General features: G+C 71.7%; 24 protein-coding genes and 1 pseudogene. 15 read left to right on the top strand and 10 right to left on the bottom strand.

Translation table 11 applies throughout. From position 1 onward, the window contains the following. Positions 1-7: 7 nt before the first annotated feature. From ACFP1Z_RS01950 to ACFP1Z_RS01925, 6 genes are all read right to left on the bottom strand, one after another. Positions 8-1,198, bottom strand: a complete 1,191-nt coding sequence (locus ACFP1Z_RS01950; protein WP_390313930.1) for a 3-dehydroquinate synthase II family protein — start codon at positions 1,196-1,198, stop codon at positions 8-10. Continuing rightward, the gene (locus ACFP1Z_RS01945; protein WP_390313929.1) at positions 1,195-2,013 is read right to left on the bottom strand and encodes a 2-amino-3,7-dideoxy-D-threo-hept-6-ulosonate synthase; all 819 of its coding nucleotides are present in this window, start codon (positions 2,011-2,013) and stop codon (positions 1,195-1,197) included. Before ACFP1Z_RS01945 ends, ACFP1Z_RS01950 begins: the two co-directional genes overlap by 4 nt. Before the next feature lie 151 nt (positions 2,014-2,164). Next, entirely contained in the window at positions 2,165-2,986 is an 822-nt protein-coding gene (locus tag ACFP1Z_RS01940) for a nucleotidyltransferase domain-containing protein (protein WP_390313928.1), read from the bottom strand. After that, the gene (locus ACFP1Z_RS01935; protein WP_390313927.1) at positions 2,983-3,723 is read right to left on the bottom strand and encodes a nucleotidyltransferase domain-containing protein; all 741 of its coding nucleotides are present in this window, start codon (positions 3,721-3,723) and stop codon (positions 2,983-2,985) included. The genes ACFP1Z_RS01940 and ACFP1Z_RS01935 overlap by 4 nt, the downstream gene beginning before the upstream one ends. 131 nt (positions 3,724-3,854) lie before the next feature. Further along, entirely contained in the window at positions 3,855-4,385 is a 531-nt protein-coding gene (locus ACFP1Z_RS01930; protein WP_390313926.1) for a hypothetical protein, read from the bottom strand. A gap of 394 nt (positions 4,386-4,779) precedes the next feature. Further along, entirely contained in the window at positions 4,780-5,940 is a 1,161-nt protein-coding gene (locus ACFP1Z_RS01925) for an RNA-guided endonuclease InsQ/TnpB family protein (RefSeq protein ID WP_390313925.1), read from the bottom strand. Positions 5,941-5,963: 23 nt separating this feature from the next. On the opposite strand from ACFP1Z_RS01925, the gene tnpA reads away from it, so the two are divergent. Next, a complete protein-coding gene (gene tnpA / locus ACFP1Z_RS01920; protein ID WP_390313924.1) occupies positions 5,964-6,392 on the top strand; it encodes an IS200/IS605 family transposase in 429 nt (142 codons plus the stop codon). A 175-nt stretch (positions 6,393-6,567) separates the two neighbouring features. Here tnpA and ACFP1Z_RS01915 read toward each other — a convergent pair whose 3' ends face one another. The 3 genes from ACFP1Z_RS01915 to ACFP1Z_RS01905 form a co-directional block, all read right to left on the bottom strand. Further along, on the bottom strand, positions 6,568-6,873 hold the full coding sequence (locus ACFP1Z_RS01915; RefSeq protein WP_390313923.1) for a hypothetical protein: 306 nt from the start codon (positions 6,871-6,873) through the stop codon (positions 6,568-6,570). Continuing rightward, a complete protein-coding gene (locus ACFP1Z_RS01910; RefSeq protein WP_390313922.1) occupies positions 6,870-7,076 on the bottom strand; it encodes a toxin-antitoxin system HicB family antitoxin in 207 nt (68 codons plus the stop codon). Before ACFP1Z_RS01910 ends, ACFP1Z_RS01915 begins: the two co-directional genes overlap by 4 nt. A gap of 76 nt (positions 7,077-7,152) precedes the next feature. After that, entirely contained in the window at positions 7,153-7,440 is a 288-nt protein-coding gene (locus ACFP1Z_RS01905; RefSeq protein WP_390314095.1) for a winged helix-turn-helix transcriptional regulator, read from the bottom strand. 164 nt (positions 7,441-7,604) lie between these two features. Here ACFP1Z_RS01905 and ACFP1Z_RS01900 point away from each other — a divergent pair, with 164 nt between their 5' ends. Continuing rightward, complete coding sequence (locus tag ACFP1Z_RS01900; protein ID WP_390313921.1) at positions 7,605-8,468, top strand: NAD(P)-dependent oxidoreductase; 864 nt, start codon at positions 7,605-7,607, stop codon at positions 8,466-8,468. Positions 8,469-8,644: 176 nt separating this feature from the next. After that, the gene (locus tag ACFP1Z_RS01895; RefSeq protein ID WP_390313919.1) at positions 8,645-9,520 is read left to right on the top strand and encodes a trypsin-like serine peptidase; all 876 of its coding nucleotides are present in this window, start codon (positions 8,645-8,647) and stop codon (positions 9,518-9,520) included. An 83-nt stretch (positions 9,521-9,603) separates the two neighbouring features. Here the strand turns inward: ACFP1Z_RS01895 and ACFP1Z_RS01890 are convergent, their stop codons facing one another. Further along, the gene (locus tag ACFP1Z_RS01890) at positions 9,604-10,599 is read right to left on the bottom strand and encodes a chitinase (RefSeq protein WP_390314094.1); all 996 of its coding nucleotides are present in this window, start codon (positions 10,597-10,599) and stop codon (positions 9,604-9,606) included. Between the two features lie 405 nt (positions 10,600-11,004). Between ACFP1Z_RS01890 and ACFP1Z_RS01885 the strand changes: the two genes are divergently transcribed. From ACFP1Z_RS01885 to ACFP1Z_RS01830, 12 genes and pseudogenes are all read left to right on the top strand, one after another. Then, complete coding sequence (locus ACFP1Z_RS01885) at positions 11,005-11,874, top strand: hypothetical protein (protein ID WP_390313918.1); 870 nt, start codon at positions 11,005-11,007, stop codon at positions 11,872-11,874. Between the two features lie 84 nt (positions 11,875-11,958). Continuing rightward, the gene (gene cpaB, locus ACFP1Z_RS01880) at positions 11,959-12,708 is read left to right on the top strand and encodes a Flp pilus assembly protein CpaB (RefSeq protein WP_390313917.1); all 750 of its coding nucleotides are present in this window, start codon (positions 11,959-11,961) and stop codon (positions 12,706-12,708) included. A gap of 71 nt (positions 12,709-12,779) precedes the next feature. Continuing rightward, positions 12,780-14,474: a CpaE/TadZ family protein gene (locus ACFP1Z_RS01875; RefSeq protein WP_390313916.1), complete on the top strand. Its 1,695-nt coding sequence runs from the start codon at positions 12,780-12,782 to the stop codon at positions 14,472-14,474. Next, on the top strand, positions 14,471-15,283 hold the full coding sequence (locus tag ACFP1Z_RS01870; protein ID WP_390313915.1) for a TadE/TadG family type IV pilus assembly protein: 813 nt from the start codon (positions 14,471-14,473) through the stop codon (positions 15,281-15,283). Before ACFP1Z_RS01875 ends, ACFP1Z_RS01870 begins: the two co-directional genes overlap by 4 nt. After that, positions 15,280-16,623 carry a CpaF family protein gene (locus tag ACFP1Z_RS01865; RefSeq protein WP_390313914.1) on the top strand — a complete coding sequence of 448 codons (1,344 nt, stop codon included), beginning with the start codon at positions 15,280-15,282 and terminating at the stop codon, positions 16,621-16,623. Before ACFP1Z_RS01870 ends, ACFP1Z_RS01865 begins: the two co-directional genes overlap by 4 nt. Before the next feature lie 43 nt (positions 16,624-16,666). Next, entirely contained in the window at positions 16,667-17,605 is a 939-nt protein-coding gene (locus tag ACFP1Z_RS01860; RefSeq protein ID WP_390314093.1) for a type II secretion system F family protein, read from the top strand. A 13-nt stretch (positions 17,606-17,618) separates the two neighbouring features. Next, a complete protein-coding gene (locus ACFP1Z_RS01855; protein WP_390313913.1) occupies positions 17,619-18,506 on the top strand; it encodes a DUF5936 domain-containing protein in 888 nt (295 codons plus the stop codon). A 331-nt stretch (positions 18,507-18,837) separates the two neighbouring features. Next, positions 18,838-19,062 (top strand): hypothetical protein, encoded by a 225-nt coding sequence (locus tag ACFP1Z_RS01850; protein WP_390314092.1) that lies wholly within the window; start codon positions 18,838-18,840, stop codon positions 19,060-19,062. Further along, positions 19,059-19,256 (top strand): annotated as a pseudogene (locus ACFP1Z_RS01845) (pilus assembly protein TadG-related protein); the annotation flags it as partial. The gene ACFP1Z_RS01850 and the pseudogene ACFP1Z_RS01845, both read left to right, overlap by 4 nt. Before the next feature lie 228 nt (positions 19,257-19,484). Further along, a complete protein-coding gene (locus tag ACFP1Z_RS01840) occupies positions 19,485-19,787 on the top strand; it encodes a hypothetical protein (protein ID WP_390314111.1) in 303 nt (100 codons plus the stop codon). 28 nt (positions 19,788-19,815) lie between these two features. Beyond that, complete coding sequence (locus ACFP1Z_RS01835; protein WP_390313912.1) at positions 19,816-20,430, top strand: hypothetical protein; 615 nt, start codon at positions 19,816-19,818, stop codon at positions 20,428-20,430. A gap of 47 nt (positions 20,431-20,477) precedes the next feature. After that, positions 20,478-21,050 (top strand): OmpA family protein, encoded by a 573-nt coding sequence (locus tag ACFP1Z_RS01830; protein ID WP_390313911.1) that lies wholly within the window; start codon positions 20,478-20,480, stop codon positions 21,048-21,050. The last annotated feature ends 47 nt before the right edge of the window (positions 21,051-21,097 follow it).

Raw genomic sequence — 21,097 nt, 5'->3', positions numbered from 1 at the left:
ACCAGGGTCATTTTTCGAGGCAGAACTCGTCGACGGCCCAGCCCACATGGCGCCGGTCGGTCGCGACGTATCCGAGGAGCTGGTCGCCCGGCTTGAGTTCGGTGCAGTTGAGCACCTTGGCGCCCGGGCCCAGGATCCGCACGTGCCAGTCGTCCTGCAGGGTGAGCGCCACCTCGACGCCGTCCTCGGAGACCGCCCGGATCGTCAGCAGCGGACGGGACTCGACCTTCGCCCGGCCGACGACGACCCGGCGGGTGCGGCCGTCCGTACCGACGGCGAGGATCGGGGACCCCGTCTTCAGCTCGCTGAGGTAGTTGGTGCGGTTGTCCAGCCCCATCACGTAGGAGTGCAGGGCGCCGGCGTTGACCCGGAACGGGCGGGTGGGCATGTACGGCAGCGGGTGCGTCTCGCTGACGCACAGGACGAACCCGTGGGCGAACGAGCCGACGAGGATGCCCTCGTCCTTCTCCAGGTGCGTGCAGGTGTCGACACAGACGCGCTCGCCGAGTCCGCTGTGCTCGATGGACTGGACGGTGAGCGTGCTCAGCTCCAGCTGCGGGGTCCGCGCGCGCAGCAGCTCGGCGAACTTGAACACCTCGCCGGCGTCCTTGGGCGCGAACATCACGCCTTCGGAGCCCTTCTCCAGCACGTCGAGGATGACGAAGACCTCGTCGAGGTCGGCGCCTTCGCACACGATCTGGCCGGGGCTCTTGTCGGCCGCGGCGATGACGATCTCCAGCGGGATCTTCGTCGGGTCCTGGAACTTCACCAGCGTGTAAGGCAGCACCTGGGCGGAGGCGCAGGCCAGCCGCAGCGTCGGGTCGTCGACCACGTGGACGAAGGCGGCGCCCGCGTCCTCGGGAGCGCGCAGCCTGTACGCGTCGAGCTCGGCCTGGGTGGCCAGCCGCTCCAGCACGAGCTCGGTGCCGTTTCCGGCGGTGTTCTTCTCGGTGTTCTTGTCGGTGTTCTTCTCTGCGTTCTTGTCGGCGTGCTTCGCGTCGGTCCTCGCGGCCTTCTCCGCGGCGCGAGGGGCTCCCGGCGCCGGCAGGTACACCTTGCGCACCGTCGGCGGCAGCGTGCTGAGCACGTCGGGCTTGTCGTCGACGATGCCGTCGAGCCGTGCGTGGATGGCCGCGTCGACGATCGCCGGACGGTGCTCGGGGCTGACGCTGCGGATGTCGATCCAACCGAACTTCACAATGTACCTGCCACTACGCGAGAGATGATGGGAGTGAGAGCCGGCTCGGGCCGGCGGTCGTGCACGATGTCGGCGAGTGCCGCGCACACATCGGTGGGGGAGGGGTGACCGAAGACCCGGCGGCCGGCACTCAGCCCCGCGCATCCGGCGGACATCGCGGCGTGCGCGAAGTCCGTGACGTCCTCGTCGCTCCCCGCGCCACCCGCGACGAGCACGGGGATCGGTGAGCTCTCGACGACCTCGGCCATCCGCTCCATCGGCTCCGCCCAGGTGGTTTTCACCAGGTCGGCGCCCAGATCGGCGGCGATGTTGACCACGTGTTTCAGGAGCGCCGGCTGGTGCGGGTCGGCGACCTCCGGGCCACGGGGGTAGACCATCGCCAGCAGCGGCAGCCCCCAGTGGGCGCAGGCCGCCGCCACACGGCCGAGGTCGGCGAGCTGCTGGGCCTCGGTCGGCGAACCGACGTTGACGTGGACACTGATCCCGTCGGCACCCAGGCGGACCGCTTCCTCGACCTCGCCCACCAGCACCTTGGCGTTGGGGTCGGGAGCGTGCGCGGTACTCGCGCTGAGGTGGACGATCAGTCCGCAGTCACGCAGCAGCCGGGGGTCGATCAGCCGGACCCTGCCCTTGTGGACGACGACCGCGTCCGCCCCGCCCGCGACCAGCGAGCGCACCAGCCGGTTGAAGCCGAGTCCGTTGGTGATGGGCCCGTCGGAGACGGGGTGGTCCAGGGGAACGAAGAGGAAGCGGCCGTCGGCCGGCCGCGAGAGTCTGGCGAGCCGTAGTTCCTTACCTGTGAGGGTGAAGACCATGCCCACAGCTTCCGCGCCGCCGCGCGTTCGCCCCAGACCCGTTGGGGCCGGTTGTCGGGAGGGGGCGGGTGGTGTGGCCGGTCGGGGGTAGCCAGGTGGGGCGGGGCAATTCCCCGGAATGTCCGGGGAATTGCGGTATGTCCAGGGGGGCTTACGGTTGACGCGGCAGGCCGGAACCGTGGTCCGGGGCCGGCGCGGCGCCCGACCGCAGGCGCGTCCGTACCACCAGCTCGTTCAGATCGGCCCCGGCGTCGGACCGCTCCGGCAGTACCGTCGACCGCTCGGCCTCGTCCAGCGCCGCGTGGAGGGCCTCGACATCGGCCGCCAGCCGCTCGTACGAGGGCGCGCCGTCGAGCAGGGACAGCAGGCCGTGCTCGGCCGCCGCCTTCGCCGCCACGAGGTCACGGACGTACTCCGGTGCCCGCACGGCGTCCAGCAGAGCCGGCAGGTCCGCCTGGACCTCGTGGGCGCGCATCAGATGGATGCCCGTGAGCAGGACGCGGAACGTGTACAGCAGCGGCTTGAGTTCGCCGGACTTCCCGAAGAGGCGCCACTGCGTCTTCGCGAACCCCCGGTAGTGGCGGGCGTGGTGCCGGGTCAGCAGGCGCGGGGCGAGGTCGACGAGGGCGGTGTGCTCGGGAGTCGTGTGCACCACGAGCGGGGAGAGGAGCTGCTCCAGGACGTAGCCGTTGGGACGCAGCAGAAGCCGGGCGAACTTGGCCAGGTCGTGGGTGACCAGGTCCATCTCCAGACCGTCCGCATCCCACATACGGGTCCGGGTCTCCTGCGCGGGCGTCAGCCCCAGGACCTCGCGCAGGGGCAGCAGATGGACGCCGCGCAGGTCGACGTCCGAGTCGCGGGAGGGGAAGCCGTAGAGGTGGGCGCCCGAGACGGTGGCGAACAGCAGGGGGTGCCGCTGCTCGGCGACGACGTGCGTCAGGTCGGGCAGGCCGCTGACGGTGTGCGTGGTCATACGAAGGTGCTTCCGGTGCTCGGGGTGTTGGCCGGGGCGTTGGTCAGGGTGTCGGTCAGGGAGCGGCGGCGGACCGAGACCAGCCAGTTCTCCACGCGGGTGGTGTCGGGGTGTTCGGGAAGCGGGCTCGTGGCCAGCGCCCGGTCCAGACGTACGCCCAGCTCGTCGCGCCAGGCGCCCACCTCGTCCCAGGACAACTCGCCCCGGCGTACGGCCAGCAGGCGCTCGCGGTACGGGCCGACGTCGATGCGTACGGTGCCGCTCTCCAGCAGCACGGCCCCACTGATCATCAGCCGCAGCGTGTGCATGATCTGCTTCCAGCGCGGCTCGCCCTCGCGGTCCCGGTGGTTGGCGGCCCTGGTGAACTGGGCCCCGGCATACCGCCCGAACGTGGCGTGCACCTTGCGGGACAGGAACGCCGGGGCGAGCTCCCGCAGTTCGGCGCCGAGCCCGGAGCACTGCTCCACCAGGGGGCTGTGCAGCACTTCGAGAATATTGGGATTGCCGGAGAGCGCGAGTTCGCAGAACCGCTCCACCTCCCAACTGAACTGCTCGGGCAGCGGGCCTTCCACGTGAGCGGGCGGCTTGACCATGCGCCAGAAGTCGGCGGTGGGAGCGACGTACACACCGCGGCGATCGACGTCCGAGGCCGCCGTGGAAAGCCCGAACGCACGCGATCCGGCGACCACGGACAGGATCGTGTGCCGCTCCACCAAGTACTGTGCCGCATCTGACATGCGGCCCATTTTCGTAAAAGTGTTGCTGTGGGCCAAATGGTTTCCTGGGGAGGGGAAGCGGGCGGAACGCCTCGTGGCCCACGATGTGCCCCACCCTGGCCGGCTGACAACCGGCAGGCAGTGAACGGTGATCACAGGGCAGCAGCGTGGATCTCGTCGAGGAGCTGCGCGACTCCGGGTGCCGTCTTGTGCTTCTTGAAGGCGGGCGCCATTCCGCTGATGAGCGCCGTACATCGCGGTGCTCCGATGCGTTGTGCCATGGCGAGCGCTGTATGCGCGGCGTGCGCGGCTTGGTCGATGTCCCCGCCTTGGAGGTAGCCCTCGGCCTCGTAAGCGAGGAAGACCGCGTGGGTCTTCTCCCTCGCCACCGGCAACACCTCGGTGCCGTCCTGGATCAGCGCGTGAGCCTGACGGGTGTGGCCGAGGTCGAGGAGACACCGGCCGGTGTCCACGGCAAGGTCGGATCGGGACATCCACGCGCACCATGCAGGCGCCGTTCCCGTGCCGATCGCAGCCTCGAAGTCCTTCTCCGCTGCACCGAGGAGGCGGGTGCAGGCGCGTTCCTCACCGAGGGCGGCGTGGGCGCGTGCCTTGCGCAGGTACAGCACCGATCGGGCGGCCCGGTGCACAGGGCGGCGCAGGGCCCGGTCGAGGACGGCCACCGATGTGGTGGGGTCGCCCAGCCACAGTGCCTGATAAGCCAGGTCGGAGAGGACCCCCGCACCAGGCCGTCCAGCAGCGGTCGATCGCCTCCCGGAGGCTCGCTGCGCCGTCCGTGTCGATGTGCTCGGAGAGCAGCCCGGCGGCGGTGTCGTGCACGGTTTGCGACAGTGTCTGCAGCATCAGACGGTCCGGCTGCCCCATCGCACGGCGCGGGGCCTGCGGGCGAGGACGACGGACGTGTCCACGCCGAGCGCATCGGCGATGCGTAGGAGCGTGGTCAGGGACAGTTGCTTGTCCTGTTCGGCCTTGTCAACTTGACCCGGCCCTGAAGGACCGGGCTTGGAGGTAGCGTCCAGCTGGCTGCTGGGTGGGCTCCTCCGTCCAGACACCCCCTTATGGGGTGGCAGGGACGCGTGACTCACGCCCCGCAGTCCACACGGTCTCGCCCTTGCGGGCGAGGTTGTGGGACGCGTTGTCGTCCGCGTGCATGAGGGCCCCACAGGACCGGCAGGCGAACGTCGCTTGATCGACGCGGTTCTTCCGGTCGATGTGGCCGCACTGGGAGCACTGCTGACTGGTGTACGCCGGATCGACGTACACCAGCGGCACCCCGGCCCGCTTCGCCTTGTATTCCACGAAGGCGGCGAGCTGGTGGAAGCTCCACGAGTGCAGAGAGGTCCGCTGGTCCTTGCGGAGCCGTACCCGGTGACGGATGCCCGTGAGGTCTTCCAGGGCTATTCCGCGACCGGTGCGTTCAGCGGTGGTGACGATGGTCTTGGCGATGGCGTGGTTGACGTCGGCTGCGTGACGGGCTTCCTTGCGGGAGCGCTTCTTGAGAAGGCGCTTCGCGGACTTGGTGCCCTTGGCCTGCAATTTCTTCCGCAGGGCGAGTTGGCGGGCACGGTGCCGGTTCAGGCCGCGTCCGGCGGCCCGGTAGCCGGTCGAGGTGGTGGCGATGCTGACGATGCCGAGATCCACGCCGACGAACCCGGCCGGGTCGTCGTTGAGGGGCTTCTCCGGCACGTCGCAGGTGGCGATCAGGTAGAACACGCCGTCCCGCTCGATCAGGTCGGACTCGCCCTTGCGGTGCTCGCGGAGCATCTTCAGCGCGTCCGGCGAGCACGCGAACCGCACGCCCTTGATCCGTCCGGCCACGGTCCAGATCGAAACGGTCTGTTGATCCATCTGCCACGACAGGCACCGGTCGTCATACGGCTGCGCTGCCTCGGACCGGAACACGACCGGCTTGGACTCCACCTTGACAAGCCGCTTGGAACCGGGCTTACCGAGGTGTCCGGCACGGATATTCGCCTTCAACGTGGTGTAGGCGTCGCACGTCTTCTTGATGACGTGCTGGGCGGCCTGCGCCCCCAGACCCCGCGCCTTCAGCTCGGCGTAGGTGTGCTTGCGTAGCTCGTACTCGCGCGGAACCCCGCGCTCGAACGCCACCGCCGACACCCAGCACGCGGCCTCGTTGACCGTGCGCAGGGTGGAGCGCAGCGCGGCGGCCTGGCCGGCCTCCGGCAGCAGCTTCACCTGCACCACGATCTTCACATCCACGATCGTAGCCTTGATCTATGTCGCCACGCTGGGAGTCAAACCCCGATATTCGTAGGGGAAGAACGGTCATCCATACCCTGCACGCACACTTGGTCTTCACGCCCAGGTACCGGCGCGGCCCGTTCACGGACGAGATCCTGCGGCGCTGTGAAGAGGTCATGCGTGCCGTCTGTACCGACTTCGAGGCCGAGTTGGTCGAGTTCAACGGCGAACGCGATCACGTGCACCTGCTGGTGCGCTACCCGCCGAAGGTCGCCCTGTCCCGGCTGGTCGGCTCACTCAAAGGCGTCTCGGCCCGCCGCCTCCGCCAGGAGTTCCCCGGCCACATCCGTAAGTACCTGTGGGGTGAACACTTCTGGTCTCCCTCCTACTTCGCCGCGTCCTGCGGCGGCGCACCGCTCGCCACAGTGAAGGAGTACATCGAGAGCCAGAAACGACCCGACTGAGGCCAACGGTGCAGACCCGTGCGACCGTGCGGGTCAGAGCAATCCAGAGAAGCGATTCCTCCCGGGCGTGAACGCCCGGGGTTCCTCGCTAGATCCGGCTGAATAGTCGCGACGGACAGCCCCGTCATCTCCGCCAGACCGGGCGCTACCCAGGACCGAGGCGCGTGAGGGCGGTTCAGAGGTCGAGTACAGACCGCACGGCGCTCTCGATACGAGCCATCGAATCCTCGGAGACCTGGCCGAGCAGCTTGCCGTCCTCGAACCGGTGGGCCGCGTACTGCGTGATGTTCACCGGCACGGCAACTGCTCGTACCGGATCGGCGATCGGCACTGACAACAGGGTGTCGGGGTACGCACCCGCAGGGTGAAGGAGCAGACACACAGCGGCCCGATAGCTCTCGTTGGCCTCGTCGATCGACAGGACCAGGACAGTACGGGCCGCGTTGGCGAGGGAGAGTTCCCAGACCGTGCCACGCCTCACCGGATGTCCCCGGCGGGGTCGTCGTCTCCCGTGTCCACAAGGAGGACGCCGCCCATGGCCGCCTGTGCCTCCGCAGTCTCCCTGACCATCTGCCGCCTCAGGGTGCGCACCAGGTATGCGTTCAAGGAGAGGCCGGAGTCGGCTGCCGCTCGTCGCACATCGGCATCGAGCTCATCGGGGATTCTCACCGTGACTACGCTCATGCCACCACGATAAGCATCACTGCTCGCTTCGTGCGGCGCTTTCGGCAAGAGCCACCCTGTCCGGTACTGCGATCGCCTAGGCCCCCGCCCGCGACAGCACATGCTCCCGCCCCCACTCCCCCAACGGCCCCAGCGCCGCGTTCAACGAAACCCCCACCTCCGTCAGCGAATACACCACCCGGGGCGGCACCTCGTCGTACACCTCGCGGCGGACGACCCCGTCCTCCTCCAGTTCCCGCAGCTGCGCGGTCAGGACCTTCTCGCTCACGCCGGGCAGCGACCGCCGCAACTCGCCGAAGCGGCAGGGCCGTACGCCCAGCTCCCAGAGGATCAGGACCTTCCACTTCCCGCCGACGACATCCATCGCCGCGTCGATCCCGCACACATACGCACCCGGACGCCGAACCACCACAGCCGAACCCTCCCACCCCGTTGACCACCCGTTGACCAGCACACTCACCTTGCGGTAAGCACCCACATCAAAGTGCGTACTTGATCATCCGCAAGGCTGCGACCAGCGTAGACACCATGAACGACGCACCCCTCACCCTCCTCGGCACCGGCGCCATGGGCACCGCGCTCGCCCACGCCTGGCTGAAGGCCGGCCACCCCCTGACCGTCTGGAACCGCACCGCTCACCGAGCCCGGCCGCTCGCCGAACGCGGTGCGGTCGTCGCCGCCACCGCCGCCCACGCCGTGGCCGCCAGCCAGCTGGTCGTCGTGTGCCTCTTCGACGACGCGAGTGTCGAGGAGACCCTCGACGGCATCGATCTCACCGGGAAGGACCTCGTCAACCTCACGACCACCACGCCCGCCCAGGCCCGTGCCCGCGCCGCCTGGGCGCGGGAGCGCGGGGCGCGGTATCTCGACGGCGGCATCATGGCCGTACCGCCGATGATCGGCGGCGCGGACACCGGCGCGTACGTCCTCTACAGCGGCAGCAGCGCCGTCCACGAGGCGCACCGCGACACCCTCGCCGTCCCCGCCGCCGTCACGTACCTCGGGGAGGACCCCGGGCACGCGGCGCTCTTCGATGTCGCGCTGCTGAGCGGCATGTACGGCATGTTCGCGGGCATCACGCACGCCTACGCGCTGCTGCGCGCGGACGGGGTCCCCGCCGGGGAACTCGCTCCCCTCCTCACGTCCTGGCTCAACGCCATGACCCACACCGTGCCCAAGATGGCCGACCAGCTCGACAGCGGTGACTACACCAAGGACGTCGTCTCCAACCTCGCCATGCAGGCGGACAACGACTTCCTCGTCCGCACCGCGGAGGAGCAGAAGGTCAGCCCCGAGCTGCTGGCGCCCTACCTGCGGCTGATGCGGCAGCGCGTCGCGGACGGGCACGGTGACGAGGAGGGGGCGGGGCTCGTCGACCTGCTGCGGCGGTAAGGGGCGGGGCTGCCGTACTCCCGTTCCGTACGCCCCTGATCAGTGTTGTCATACCCTCCGAAACCACCCGACCAGGCGGCCAATTCGGCACACTTGATTGCGCCGCGCCTCCCCGGCCCCAACAATGCACACGTCAAATCCGACGCACTTCCGGGCCCGGAGAGGACCAGCCCCCCATGAGACGACCTCTCGTCGCAGCGCTCACCACCCTGCTCCTGACCGGCGCGACCGCAGCCGCCGGAACCGCCACGGCCACGGCGGACACCGAGTCCAAGGCCAGAGCCAGAGCCGTCGACTACGCCGGCACCGTCGCCCTCAGCAACTGCTCCGGTTCGCTCGTGCGGACCGCGAACTCCGGGGACGACGATCCCGGGCTGGTCATGACGAACGGGCACTGTCTGGAGAGCGGGATGCCCGACCCGGGCACCGTCATCACGGACCAGCCGTCCAGCCGGACCTTCACGCTGCTCAACTCCGGCGCGCAGAGCGCCGGAAGACTGACGGCGACCAAGGTCGCGTACGCGACGATGACGGACACCGACGTCACGCTGTACGAGCTCAACGAGACGTACGCGCAGATCAAGCAGCGCACCGGCATCAGCGCGCTGACGCTGTCCGCCGAACACCCCGTCGCCGGCAGCGCGATCAAGGTCGTCTCCGGCTACTGGAAGAAGATCTACTCGTGCAACGTGGACGGGTTCGTGCACGAGCTGCACGAGGCGAACTGGGTGTGGAAGGACTCGCTGCGCTACACGCGCTCGTGCAACACCATAGGCGGGACGTCCGGTTCGCCGGTGATCGACGACAGCAGCGGCAAGGTCGTCGCGATCAACAACACCGGCAACGAGAACGGTGAGCAGTGCACGATGAACAACCCGTGCGAGGTCGACGAGAACGGCAAGATCACCGTGCGGCAGGGGATCAACTACGCCGAGGAGACCTACGGCATCCCCGCGTGCATCGGGACCGGCAACAAGATCGACCTCGGGCAGCCGGGCTGCACGCTGCCCAAGCCGGCCGGTGAGGGTGAAGGGGACAACAGCAGGCGCTGAGGGAAGCGGGGCGGCTCGCCGCCGGTGAGCCGCCCCGTACGGTCACGTCACGCCGTACCGCCGTGTCAGGTCGTCACGTCAGCTCACGGCATCGCGTGCACATGCGCGCCCACCGAGTTCGACCACTCGTTGCCGTTGGCCGCGTCCCAGTTGGTCGACCACGTCATCGCGCCCCGGATCCCGGGATACGTCCTCGCGGGCTTGAACGTCCCGCAGTTCGCGCCGCTCGCCAGGCAGTCGAGCGCGTTGTTGACGACGGACGGCGCCACGTACCCGCTGCCCGCCCCGCGCGGAGACGCGGGCAGGCCCAGTCCGACCTGCGACGGAGCCAGTCCGCCCTCCAGTTGGATGCAGGCCAGGGCTGTCAGGAAGTCCACCGTTCCCTGCGCGTAGACGTTGCCGTCGCAGCCGTTCATCGAACCGCTGTTGTAGTACTGCATATTGACGACCGTGAGGATGTCCTTGATGTTGAGCGCGGTCTGGAAGTAGCTCCCCGAGGGCGACTGCATGTCGACCGTCTGCGGTGCCATGGTGATGACGAGGCTGCTGCCGGCCTTCGCGGACAGCGAGCGCAGGGCCTGTGTCATGTAGGTCGGGTCGAGCCCGTTCTCCAGGTCGATGTCGACGCCGTTGAAGCCGTACTTCTGCATGAGGGACCACGCGCTGGAGGCGAAGTTCTCGGCGGAGGAGGAGTCCCTGACGCTGATGGTGCCCCGCTCGCCGCCCACCGACAGGACGACCGACTTTCCCGCCGCCTGCTTCGCCGCGATGTCCGCCTTGAACTGCCCCTCGTCGTAGTGCAACGCGGGGTCCAGGTGGAAGTCGATCGCTCCGGGGGTCGTCGTCGCGTCCGCGAACGCCACCGCGATGATGTCGTACTGGCTCTGGACGTCGCTGATCTTCTGCACGGTGGCGCCGTTGTCGAAGTTCTGCCAGTACCCGGTGACCGCGTGACCGGGTACGGCGGGAGCGGATACGGCGGGAGCGTCGCCGGCCGTGGCGGACGCGCCGGGGGCCAGTGCCGTGAGACCGCCCGCCGCGAGCGTCAGCGCCGCGAGGGCGCCGCCGAGGCGGGGCAGCCTGCCGGAACGGCGTGCCGAGTTGGCCCTGCGACAGAAGGGTCTGCTGGTGCGTGGGGTGCGGAGATACAACACAACTGCCTCCGGTGGGAAGGGAGCAGCGCGCGCCGCGACAAGGCGTCCGTGGGGGAGGCGCGCACACGTGTGCCCCCAAGGTGGTCCAGACCAATGCCCGCGTCAAGGTGTCGGACCGCGATCGTGTGTGCTCTTTCGGGGAGTCTTCCCCCGGCCTGCCGCCCGGCCGGGGCTGTGACCTCCGCTGTCGCACGGGGCCCAAGTGGCGGGCGTCGAGGGCAGGTTCTCAGCCGACCCGATCGTGGATACAGTGCGGAGACACCAGCACAGGGCAGTATCGATCTGCGTCCGCCGCAGACGCCGGCGGCCGGAGTGAACGGGGAAGCCGACGTGCCCCTTGCGATAGCAGTCACCAGTCTCGGCCAGGCGCTCCCGGCGGGCGGCGGGCAGCTCCCCGACGCCGCCGTGTTCCAGCCGCCCGCGCTCCAGCCCCTGGAGACCGCCGTCGCCCAGACCGCGATCCTGCTCGACCAGTGCGGCTACGTCGTCGCCGTCTATCCGGACACGCTGCCCGGCCCGTACGTGCGACGGCTGCACACCATCCGCTCCGTGCTGGAGAGCGACCGCATCGCCCTGCTGCCGGTCGCGCTGCCGCCGCTGGCCGTGGCCGTACTGGCCCGTCAGCTGCGGCAGTTGTCGGTCTCGGACCTCAGCCCCGGAGTGCTCGCCTCCGCCGCCCGGCTGCTCGCCCACTACATCTACGCGGGCGCGCAGCTGGCGAGCGTCGCCGGACTGGACCGGATCGAGGTCGGACTCGGGCAGCACCTCGCGTCGTACGTACCGGGCGCGCGCTTCGGGGTGCTGGTCAGCCCGTCGCCGCTGCTGCTGCGGACCGGATCGGGCGAGACGCCGGCGGGGCCCGCCTTCGGTACGAGCCTGACCGTCGCCCGCGGCAGGCCGCCCGGCCGGGGCGAGGACTGGGTGCTGGACACCCTCGCCCCCGCCTGGCGGGTCCAGGGCGTGCACGAGGTCGCGCTGCCGGAGGAGTCCGGACGCTGGTGGGGCACCCACCGGGCCGTGGAGTTCGTCGCCGCCATCGCCGACCCGAGCATCCTCTACCAGCTCGTGACGTCCGTCCGGAGGGAGGAGTGCCACTGGTGCGGGCTCGAACTCATCGGTGACCGCTGCGCGTTCTGCGCGGGTCCGCTCGCGCGCGCCGACGGGCGGATGCCGGGGCCGCCGGTGCGTACGGTCGCCTGAGCGCCGGCCCCGCCCCTCACGGAACCCGAACCGATTCCCACCGCGTCACAGCCCCCTCACTCCCCGAACGAGGTTCGCCGCACCATGAATGCACGCCAGCGCCGCGGGATCGTCCTGCTGCTCCTGTCGGTCCTCTGCGCCGCCGGCGCGTTCGCCGGGGTGCTCTCCGTCGTCGACGACGCCGAGTCCAAGGTCGGCCCCGGGGCGACCGCGTACCGGCTCAGGGCGGACGTGCCCGCCTACCGTCCGCTGACCGAGGTCGAGGACAGCTTCGAGAAGATCTCCATGCCCCGGCGCTGGCTGCCCGCGACCGCCGTCACCGATCTGCGCGACCTCGCCGGGAAGATCGCCGTCACCCCGCTGCGCAAGGGTTCCCTGCTGCAGCGGGACATGATGGTCGACCGGCCCCAACTGCGGCCCGGACAGCAGGAGATCGCCATCATGATCGACGCGGCCACGGGGGTCGCGGGGAAGATCACCGCCGGGTCGCGGGTCAATGTCTACGCGACCTTCGACGGCAAGGAGCAGGGCGCCAAGCCCGTCTCCAAGATGATCGTCAGCGACGCCCAGGTGCTCGCGGTCGGCAAGCTCACCCCCTTCGACCGCGACAGCGGCAGCGGCACTGCCGGCGGCAGCGGCAGTACGGGCGGGGCCACCACCCGGCGCGCCGGGGAGGCCGTGCCGATCACCTTCGCCCTGGACACCAAGGACGCCCAGCGCGTCGCCTACGCCGAGTCGTTCGCCACGCACGTCCGCCTCGCGCTCGTCGCCCCCGGCAGCGACACCGCGGCCGGCGGCGCCGACCGCACGTACACCCTCGACGGCGACAAGTGAGGCGAGAAGAAACCGGTGACAGGGAGCCGACGGAAGGCCGCAACACCCGGACAGCAGAGGCAGGCGACACGGTGACCATCAGAATCCTCCCGGCCGTCGGCGACGTCGAGACCGCCCGCGCCCTCGGCGGCCTCCTCCCACAGCTCCCCGGCGCCCTCGTGCTGCACGGCGTGGGCGACTCCGCCCGCCTCCTCGACGCCCTCGCCACACTCGCCGCGGCCTCGGTCGACGAACTGCCCGAAGTCGTCCTGCTGCACGAGCGCATCGGGCCGTTACCGGCGCTCGACGTCCTGCGGGAAGTGGCGCTGCGCTTCCCCGCCGTCGGCGTCGTCCTCGTCACCGCCGACCCCGGGCCCGCGCTGTACGCGGCGGCCATGGACTGCGGGGCGCGCGGCCTCGTCGCCCTGCCGTTCGCCTACGAGGAGCTGGCCGCGCGTGTGCAGGCCGCCGCGCAGTGGGCGGGCGGGATGCGCCGCCATCTCGCTGGCGGCGACGGCGGGTTCGCCGACACGGGCCCGGGCGGCACGCTCGTCGCCCTCGCCGGGGCCAAGGGCGGGGTCGGGACGACCGTCACCGCCGTCCACCTCGCCCTGGCCGCGCACGCCGCCGGGCGCCGCGTCGCGCTCGTCGACCTGGACCTCCAGTCCGGCGACATCGCCTCCTACCTGGATGTGCAGTTCCGCCGCTCCGTCGCCGACCTGGCGGGCATCAACGACATCTCCGCGCGCGTCCTGCAGGACGCGGTCTTCCCGCACCCCAGCGGGCTCGGCCTGCTCCTCGCGCCCGGCGAGGGCGAACGCGGCGAGGACGTCGGCGACCTCGCCGCCCGGCAGATCGCCGCCGCCCTGCGCAGACGGTACGAGGTCGTGGTCGTCGACTGCGGTACGTATCTGACGGCCGCCGGGGCCGCCGTCGTCGAGACCGCCGACCTCGCCCTGCTGCTGACCACCCCCGACGTGGTGTGCGTACGGGCCGCCAAGCGCGCCGTACGGCTGTGGGACCGGCTGCAGATCCGCAAGGCCGACGGGATCGTCACCGTCGTCAACCGCCTCACACGCGGCGCCGAGATCCAGCCGCCGCTCGTCGCCCGCACCACCGGCACGCGCACCGCCCGCACGGCGATCCCCGCCGCCTACAAGGAACTGCGCCCCGCCGTCGACTCCGGGCGGCTGCAGGACCTCGACGCCAAGTCCTCGGTACGGCAGGCGATGCGCTCGCTCGCCGGGGAACTCGGCCTCGCCGGCGGGCCGGTGCGCGGCGGCGGTACGCACGCGGCCCCGCCCGACCGCTCGCTCACCGGCGGGCTGCGCCGCCGCCGCGCCCTGAGCAGCGGCGCGGGCGGCGCCCCGGGGGGCGGCGGTACGGGCGCCGACCAGCTGGCCCCCGTGCCGCCGCAGGGCCGCTTCCGCAGACGCGGTGGCGGCGACCGGGGCCAGATCACCGTGGAGTTCGCGGGCGTCCTCCCGCTGATCCTGCTCGTGCTCGCGGTGATCTGGCAGGTGGTGCTGGTCGGTTACACGTACGCGCTCGCCGGCGACGCCGCCGACAAGGGCGCCCGCGCGGGCGCCGTGGGCCACGACTGCGCGGCCGCGGCCCGCGCGGACCTCCCGGGCGCGTGGACCGCCGAGCCCGCCTGCACCGGCACGGGCACGGGCCTGATCCACGCCGAGGTCGCCCTGCGGGTTCCCGCACTGTTCCCGGGCGCGGCGAACTGGCCGTGGACGGTGACGGGCTCGGCCGGGGCGGCGGAGGAGGAACGGCGATGAAGGGGGGAGCGCGCGGTACGGCTGCCGCCCGGCCGGGTGACCGGGGATGGCTCGCCGGGCGGTGCCGGTCTGCTGTGAGCGGTGCCGGGGGTGGCTTGCCGCCCGGGTGGGACGGGCTGGTCGCGGTCGCTGGCCGGGGCGACGGGCGTCGGCCCGAGCGCGGTTCCGGTGTGGGCGCGGTCTTCGTGGGCTTCGGCGGCTGGGGGCGTGAACGCGGTCTCGGTGCCCGGGTCGTGCCGGCCGCCAGGGCCCTCTTCCCAGGCGCGTCTGAGCGGCCCCGGCCGGGCGTCGGGGTGGCCGGAGTTCGTGGGCGCCGCCCCGCGTGCGGGCGCGGTTCCGGTGCCGGGCCGGTTTCCGGGGGTGGGCGGTCGGCTGCCGGCGGTCGGGGGCGGGGGGCCCGCGCCGCCGCCCCCGGGCGCCGCGCGCGGCGCCAACGCGGTTCCGCCTCCGTCGAGTTGCTCGGCTTTCTGCCCGTGCTCATGCTCGTCGGGCTCGCCGCCGTGCAGCTCGGGCTCGTCGCGTATGCCGCGCAGCAGGCCGGCAGCGCGGCGCGGGCCGCCGCCCGTACCGCGAGCCTGGACGACCCGCGGCTGACGCCCGGGGAGGCCGGGCGGGCGGCGCTCAGCGGCTGGCTGGAGCTCGACGGCGCCGACGCGCCCTCCTGCGACGGCGCCGCCCGTACCACCGCCACCGTCAGCGTGCGCGTGCCGTCCGTCGTGCCGCTGCTGGGCGGGCCCACGGTGACCCGCAGCGCCACCATGCCGTGTCCGGCCGGCCCGCGCGCCGGCGACCGAGGAGTTCGCCGATGAGCCTGCGGGCACGGATCGCCGCCCCCGAACCCGCCGCCGAAAGCCGCGAGTCGGGCCACCTCGTCCCCGTCTACCGGGCCAAGCTGCTGGAGGAGATCGACCTCGCCGAGATGTCGGCGCTCTCGCCCGCCGACCGCCGTACCCGTCTGGAGCGCGTCCTCGGGCACATCATCAGCCGCGAGGGCCCCGTGCTGTCCACCGCCGAACGCGACCGGCTCATCCGCCGTGTCGTCGACGAGGCCCTCGGACTCGGTGTCCTCGAACCGCTGTTGGAGGACCCCACCGTCACCGAGATCATGGTCAACGGGCCGGACCAGATCTTCGTCGAGCGGGCCGGCCGCGTCGAGCCCGTACCCGTCCGCTTCGCCTCCGACGAACAGCTCATGCAGACGATCGAGCGCATCGTCTCCGCCGTCAACCGCCGCGTGGACGAGTCGAATCCGATGGTCGACGCCCGGCTGCCCAGCGGCGAGCGCGTCAACGTCATCATCCCGCCGCTCGCGCTGAACGGCGCCACGCTCACCATCCGCCGCTTCCCCCGCGCCTACACGCTGCCCGAACTCGTCGGCCTGGGCACGCTCGACGACCGTATGGTGCTGCTGCTCGCGGCACTCGTGCGGGCCCGCTGCAACGTGGTGGTCTCCGGTCCCACCGGCTCCGGCAAGACGACCCTCCTCAACGCGCTGTCCGGGCTCATCCCCGAGGGGGAGCGCATCATCACCGTCGAGGACGCCGCCGAACTGCAACTGCAACAGACGCACGTGATCCGGCTGGAGGCACGGCCGCCGAACGTCGAGGGCAAGGGCCGGATCACCATCCGCGACCTGGTGCGCAACTCCCTGCGCATGCGCCCCGACCGCATCGTCGTCGGCGAGGTCCGCGGCGGCGAGACCCTCGACATGCTGCAGGCCATGTCCACCGGCCACGACGGCTCGCTCGCCACCGTGCACGCCAACAGCGCGGAGGACGCGCTGATGCGGCTGCAGACGCTCGCGTCGATGTCCGAGGTGAAGATCCCCTACGAGGCGCTGCGCGACCAGATCAACAGCGCCGTGGACTGCGTCGTCCAGCTGGTCCGGCACGCCGACGGGGCGCGCCGTGTCGCGGAGATCGCGCTGCTCGACTCCTCCGGGCGGGAGGACTTCCGGCTCGCTACGGCGTGCCGGTTCGACGCGCGGCCGATGGACGCCGACCGGGTCGTGCGCGGGGAGTTCCGCTGCTTTCCCGTGCCCGAGCGGATCGGGGAGCGGCTGCGGCTGGCGAACGAGTCCGTACCGCCGGCCTTCGGCGTCGCCGTCCTGCCCGACCAGCTGCTCGTCCGGGCGGCGAGAGTCCGATGAGGGCCGCGGCGGCCGACACGCACAGGGAGGACCGGAGTTGACCTTGGACGGACTCGCGGCGCTGACGATCGGCGCCACGCTGCTGTGCTGCGCGCTCGGTATCGCCGGGCTGCTGGCGTACGCGTCGGGCAGGGAGCGGCACCGCACGCTCGTCGAGCGCCTCTCCGACGCCTCCGCGCTCCCGCACGCCGGGCGCGTCCGGCGTTTCGCGCGCCTGGACCGGCGGCTGCGCGCCACCCGGGCCGGCCGCCGTCTGGAGGCGCGGCTCGCGGCGACCGGACTGGACGTCACCCCGGCCGAGTTCACCGTGTGCACGGCCGGGGCGGCGGCGGGGCTGTGGCTGGTCTCGGCCGCCGCGCTCGCGCCGTTCTTCGGGCCGCTCGCCGCCCTGTCGGCGGTGTGGGCCGCGTCGGCCTTCCTCGCCTGGCAGCGCCGCAAACGCATCGAGAAGTTCATCAACCAGCTCCCCGAACTCTCCCGCATCCTCGCCAACGCCACCCAGGCCGGTCTCGCCCTGCGCACCGCGCTCGGCATGGCCGCCGAGGAGATGGAGGCCCCGGCGGGCGAGGAGCTGGGCAAGGTCGCGGACCGGCTCGCCGTAGGCCACTCCGTCGACGACGCGCTCGGCGAGCTGTCCGCCCGGCTGCCCTCGCGCGAACTCGTCGTCCTCGTCACGACCCTGGTCCTCGCCAACCGGGCGGGCGGCAGCGTCGTCGGCTCGCTGCGCAACCTCACGCAGACCCTGGAGGAACGCAAGGAGACCCGGCGCGAGGTGCGCACCCAGCTGTCCCAGGTGACGATCACCGCCTATGTCGTCCCCCTGATGGGGATCGGCACCCTGCTGCTGATGGACCGCGTCGCGCCCGGCTCCATCGATCGCATGACGTCCGGTGTCCTCGGACAGGCCGCCGTCGTCGTCGCGTTCTGTCTGTACGGGGTCGGCTTCTTCCTCATCCGCCGTCTGTCGCGGATCGACGTGTGAGGGGAGGGCGGTGATGGCGATCCTGCTGGCCCTGCTGGCCGCGCTCGCCGTGGCGGGTGTCTGCTGGGGGGTGGCGCTGTGGCGCAGCGAGGCGAGACTGCCCTCCGACCTCGCCGTGGCCCTGGAGGTCGGGGCGAGCCGCACCACGGTCGTGGGCTCCGCGCTCGACCGGCTCGGCATGCGCTGGGCGCCGCTGGTCCTGCGGCTCATGGGCGACAGACGGGTCGCCAGGGTGCGCGCCCGTATCGACCGCGCGGGCAACCCCGGCGGGCTGACCGTCGACCGGTACGCCGCCCGCCGCGCGGTCTACGGCTTCCTCGGCTTCGGCGGTGCGCTGGTGATGCTCCTGGACGGGCAGTTGCTGCTCGCCGTCCTGCTCGTCGCCTTCGGCCTGTTCTGGATCGAGGTCGGCATCTGGGCGGCCGTCCGCGAGCGCAAGGACGCCATCGAGCGGACCCTCCCGGACTTCCTGGACGTTCTCGCGGTCGTCGTCAGCGCGGGGCTGAGCTTCCGGCAGGCACTGGAGCGCGTCGCCGAGAAGTACGAGGGACCGTGGGCGGACGAACTGCGGATCACCCTGCGGCAGATGGACCTCGGCGTCAGCCGCAGGCAGGCGTTCGAGGAGCTGCGCAAGCGCAACGACTCCGAGCAAGTGGCCCAGTTCGTCACGGCGTTGCAGCAGGGCGAGGAGCTGGGCGCCCCCATCGTCGGCACGCTCATCGCGATCGCCGGGGACATGCGGCGCACCGACGCCCAGCGGGCCCGCCGCCGGGCCGCGCGCGCGGTGCCGAAGGCGACCGTCGTCATCACCACGTTCATGGTGCCCGGGACGATGGTGCTGCTGGTGGCCGGGTTCTTCCTGGGGTCGGGCGCGGACTTCGGGCTGATCAGGGGGAGTTGAGCGGAAGCGTGGACTCCGGGAGTGCGGCGGGTGTGCGGCGGGAGCGGATTGCGCCGAACCCCTTCGCGTCTGCAACCGGATGTGGGACAGTCGTCGCGCGGGCGGCCGGCGCGTGGCGCGAGGGCGGCGGACGGGCGCGGGAGGGGGTGAGGCCGGGTGCGCCGTGAGGGACGTACGGGGTTCGCGGGGCCGCTGTGGTCAACATGGGTCCCGCAACTGCACCTCGGGAGAACGGAGTTGCCGCAGGGGCACTGTTTTCCGGTGGCTGTTCCGGCGTACTTTTCTTGTGCGCCGTGCCGGACGGGGCCGGCCGCCGACGGAGGGACACACGATGGGCAAGCGCTTCCCGGGACAGGCCCCGGGACGTGTCGCGAAACGTCTCCGGGAGCGCCTTCGGGCGCTCGCCGGGGGAGACGACCGGGGGCAGACCGCGGTCGAGTACCTGGGCATCATCGCCGTCGTCGTGGCGATCGTGCTCGTCCTGACCCGGACGGACTTCGGCAGCCAGATCGCCAGCGCCATCTCCAACCAGATCGGCCGGGTGACCGGGGGCTGACGCGCGTCGTACGGCGTGTCCTCGGCAGGTGTTCCGGCGGCGGGCCCGCGCGCGCCGACGCGGGCCAGGCGTTCCCCCTGTACATCACGGCGGTCGCCGGGCTGCTCTTCCTCGCGCTGGCCTTCTTCGCGGTCGGGCAGGCCGGGTCCGCGGAGAACGGTGCCCGTACGGCCGCCGACGCGGCGGCCCTCGCCGCCGCGCAGGACTACCGCGACCGGCTGCGCGCCGGACTGCTGACCGCCGTCCTCGCGGGCGGACCGGCCGGTGACTGGCTCGGCGGCCGCCTCGGGGACCCGGGAGCCTCCTGCGCCGCAGCGGACGCCTACGCCGCCGCCAACGGCGCCGAGGTCGCGGGCCGCTGCGAGGCGAGCGCGGGACCGCTGCCCGTCACGTTCGCCGTCTCGGTCAAGTCGGCCAAGGCGGTGGGGCGTTCGGTCGTACCGGGCACCGAGGACCGGCATGCCACGGCGGCGGCGCGCGCGGTCGTCGAACCGCGCTGCACGGTCCGCCCGACACCCCCGCCCCCGCCGAGCGCGCCGGCGACCGTGCCGCCCTCCGTCCCGCCGCGGACGCCCTCGGGGCCACCGCCGCCCGGCCGTCCCGGGGACGAGCGGAAGCTCCCCCTCGGCCTCGTCTGCGACGGCGTCCCGCTGACCCTCGACCCCCTGCACCCGGACGACTTCGCGAAAGCCACGACTCTCTTCGCCGTGCACCTCGTCGACTGACGGACCCACGAACCGAAGGAACACGACCATGAGCAAGCGGCACTCGGCACAGGCCCGCACGACGGCCCGCCGGGCCGCGGCCGCGGCGGCGTTCGCCGCCGTCGTGGCCCTGGCGGCGGGCGGCTGCGGCAGCGACGGAGGCGGGGGCGGTGGAGGTGGCGGAGGCGGCGGCAAGGACCGTACGGAGAACGCCGCCGCCAAGGACCCCTCGCCCGGTGCCCGCGAGAAGTCCCCGGCACCGGCGGACACGGCCGTGCTCGGCGAGATGAAGGGCCCCGACGGCATCGTCATAGCCGTCACCTCCGCCGTACGTGACAAGGGAGGCTTCGTCACCGTCAACGGCACGCTCACCAACCACGGCACCAAACCCTTCACCGCGATCCAATGGCTGTCCAAGGAGACGGAGATGAAGTCCCGGTCCTCCGTCTCCGGCGCGTCGCTCGTCGACGGGAGCAGCAAGAAGCGCTACCTCGTCCTGCGCGACACCGACGGCGAGTGCCTGTGCACCACCGGCCTGTCCAACATCCGCCCGGACGAGAGCCGTCCCGTCTTCGCGCAGTTCCCCGCGCCCCCGCAGAACGTCACCGAAGTGGACTTCCAGATCCCCACCATGCCGTCCGTCCGCGTCAGGCTGTCGGGGTGAGCGCCGTGCGCCGACGCCCGTGCGCGAGGGCCGTGGGAGCCGCTGCGGTGGCCCTCCTCGCCGTCCTCGCCCCGTCGCCCGCCCCCGCGCACGCGGCGGGCGGACCCCGAGCCGCCACCGGCACCACCCCGCCCGTGAAGATCGACGCCTCCTCGCCCGCCCTGCGGATCCGCTCCGGGGCACGCCTCGCGCCGGGCCGGGTCCTCGACATCAAGTCCGTCGTCGAGGCCGACAACGGCACCGAACGCCGCGAGGACACCAACGCCGACGTCACCTTCGCCCTCCAGACCGAGGTCCTCTTCGACAAGGACAGCGCGCAACTGGGCGCGCCGGCCACCGCGCGCATCCGGACCATCGCCGAGGAGGCCAGACGGCAGAAGGCCACCACCGTGCGCGTCTTCGGCTTCACCGACAACCTCGGCTCCGCCGACCACGGCGTCGCCCTGTCGAAGGAGCGCGCCAATATCGTGCAGCGGCAACTCGCCAAGGACATCGGCTCGTCGGCCGTCACCTACCAGATCCGCGGCTACGGCGAGGACTACCCCATCGCCGACAACGCGACGGAGGACGGACGCCGGAAGAACCGCAGGGTGGAGGTGAGCTTCCCCCGGCAGGGGTAGGACAATTCCTCCTGAGGTCGGTGGGGCAACGGCTGGGGGAGGAAGTG

It is taken from the genome of Streptomyces gamaensis (assembly GCF_042656465.1).
Lineage (GTDB): Bacteria > Actinomycetota > Actinomycetes > Streptomycetales > Streptomycetaceae > Streptomyces > Streptomyces gamaensis.
The sequence above is the reverse complement of the archived record's forward strand: the minus strand, read 5'-3'. Positions and strand labels throughout refer to the sequence as shown.

Excerpts from the sequence above, each read along its gene's own strand:
- ACFP1Z_RS01835 (WP_390313912.1), top strand. The coding sequence starts at position 19,816 with ATGAGCAAGCGGCACTCGGCACAGGCCCGCACGACGGCCCGCCGGGCC.
- ACFP1Z_RS01865 (WP_390313914.1), top strand. The coding sequence starts at position 15,280 with ATGAGCCTGCGGGCACGGATCGCCGCCCCCGAACCCGCCGCCGAAAGC.
- ACFP1Z_RS01905 (WP_390314095.1), bottom strand. The coding sequence starts at position 7,440 with ATGGATGTCGTCGGCGGGAAGTGGAAGGTCCTGATCCTCTGGGAGCTG.
- cpaB (WP_390313917.1), top strand. The coding sequence starts at position 11,959 with ATGAATGCACGCCAGCGCCGCGGGATCGTCCTGCTGCTCCTGTCGGTC.
- ACFP1Z_RS01900 (WP_390313921.1), top strand. The coding sequence starts at position 7,605 with ATGAACGACGCACCCCTCACCCTCCTCGGCACCGGCGCCATGGGCACC.
- tnpA (WP_390313924.1), top strand. The coding sequence starts at position 5,964 with ATGTCGCCACGCTGGGAGTCAAACCCCGATATTCGTAGGGGAAGAACG.
- ACFP1Z_RS01940 (WP_390313928.1), bottom strand. The coding sequence starts at position 2,986 with ATGACCACGCACACCGTCAGCGGCCTGCCCGACCTGACGCACGTCGTC.
- ACFP1Z_RS01850 (WP_390314092.1), top strand. The coding sequence starts at position 18,838 with ATGGGCAAGCGCTTCCCGGGACAGGCCCCGGGACGTGTCGCGAAACGT.
- ACFP1Z_RS01895 (WP_390313919.1), top strand. The coding sequence starts at position 8,645 with ATGAGACGACCTCTCGTCGCAGCGCTCACCACCCTGCTCCTGACCGGC.
- ACFP1Z_RS01855 (WP_390313913.1), top strand. The coding sequence starts at position 17,619 with ATGGCGATCCTGCTGGCCCTGCTGGCCGCGCTCGCCGTGGCGGGTGTC.
- ACFP1Z_RS01910 (WP_390313922.1), bottom strand. The coding sequence starts at position 7,076 with ATGAGCGTAGTCACGGTGAGAATCCCCGATGAGCTCGATGCCGATGTG.
- ACFP1Z_RS01945 (WP_390313929.1), bottom strand. The coding sequence starts at position 2,013 with ATGGTCTTCACCCTCACAGGTAAGGAACTACGGCTCGCCAGACTCTCG.
- ACFP1Z_RS01870 (WP_390313915.1), top strand. The coding sequence starts at position 14,471 with ATGAAGGGGGGAGCGCGCGGTACGGCTGCCGCCCGGCCGGGTGACCGG.
- ACFP1Z_RS01935 (WP_390313927.1), bottom strand. The coding sequence starts at position 3,723 with ATGTCAGATGCGGCACAGTACTTGGTGGAGCGGCACACGATCCTGTCC.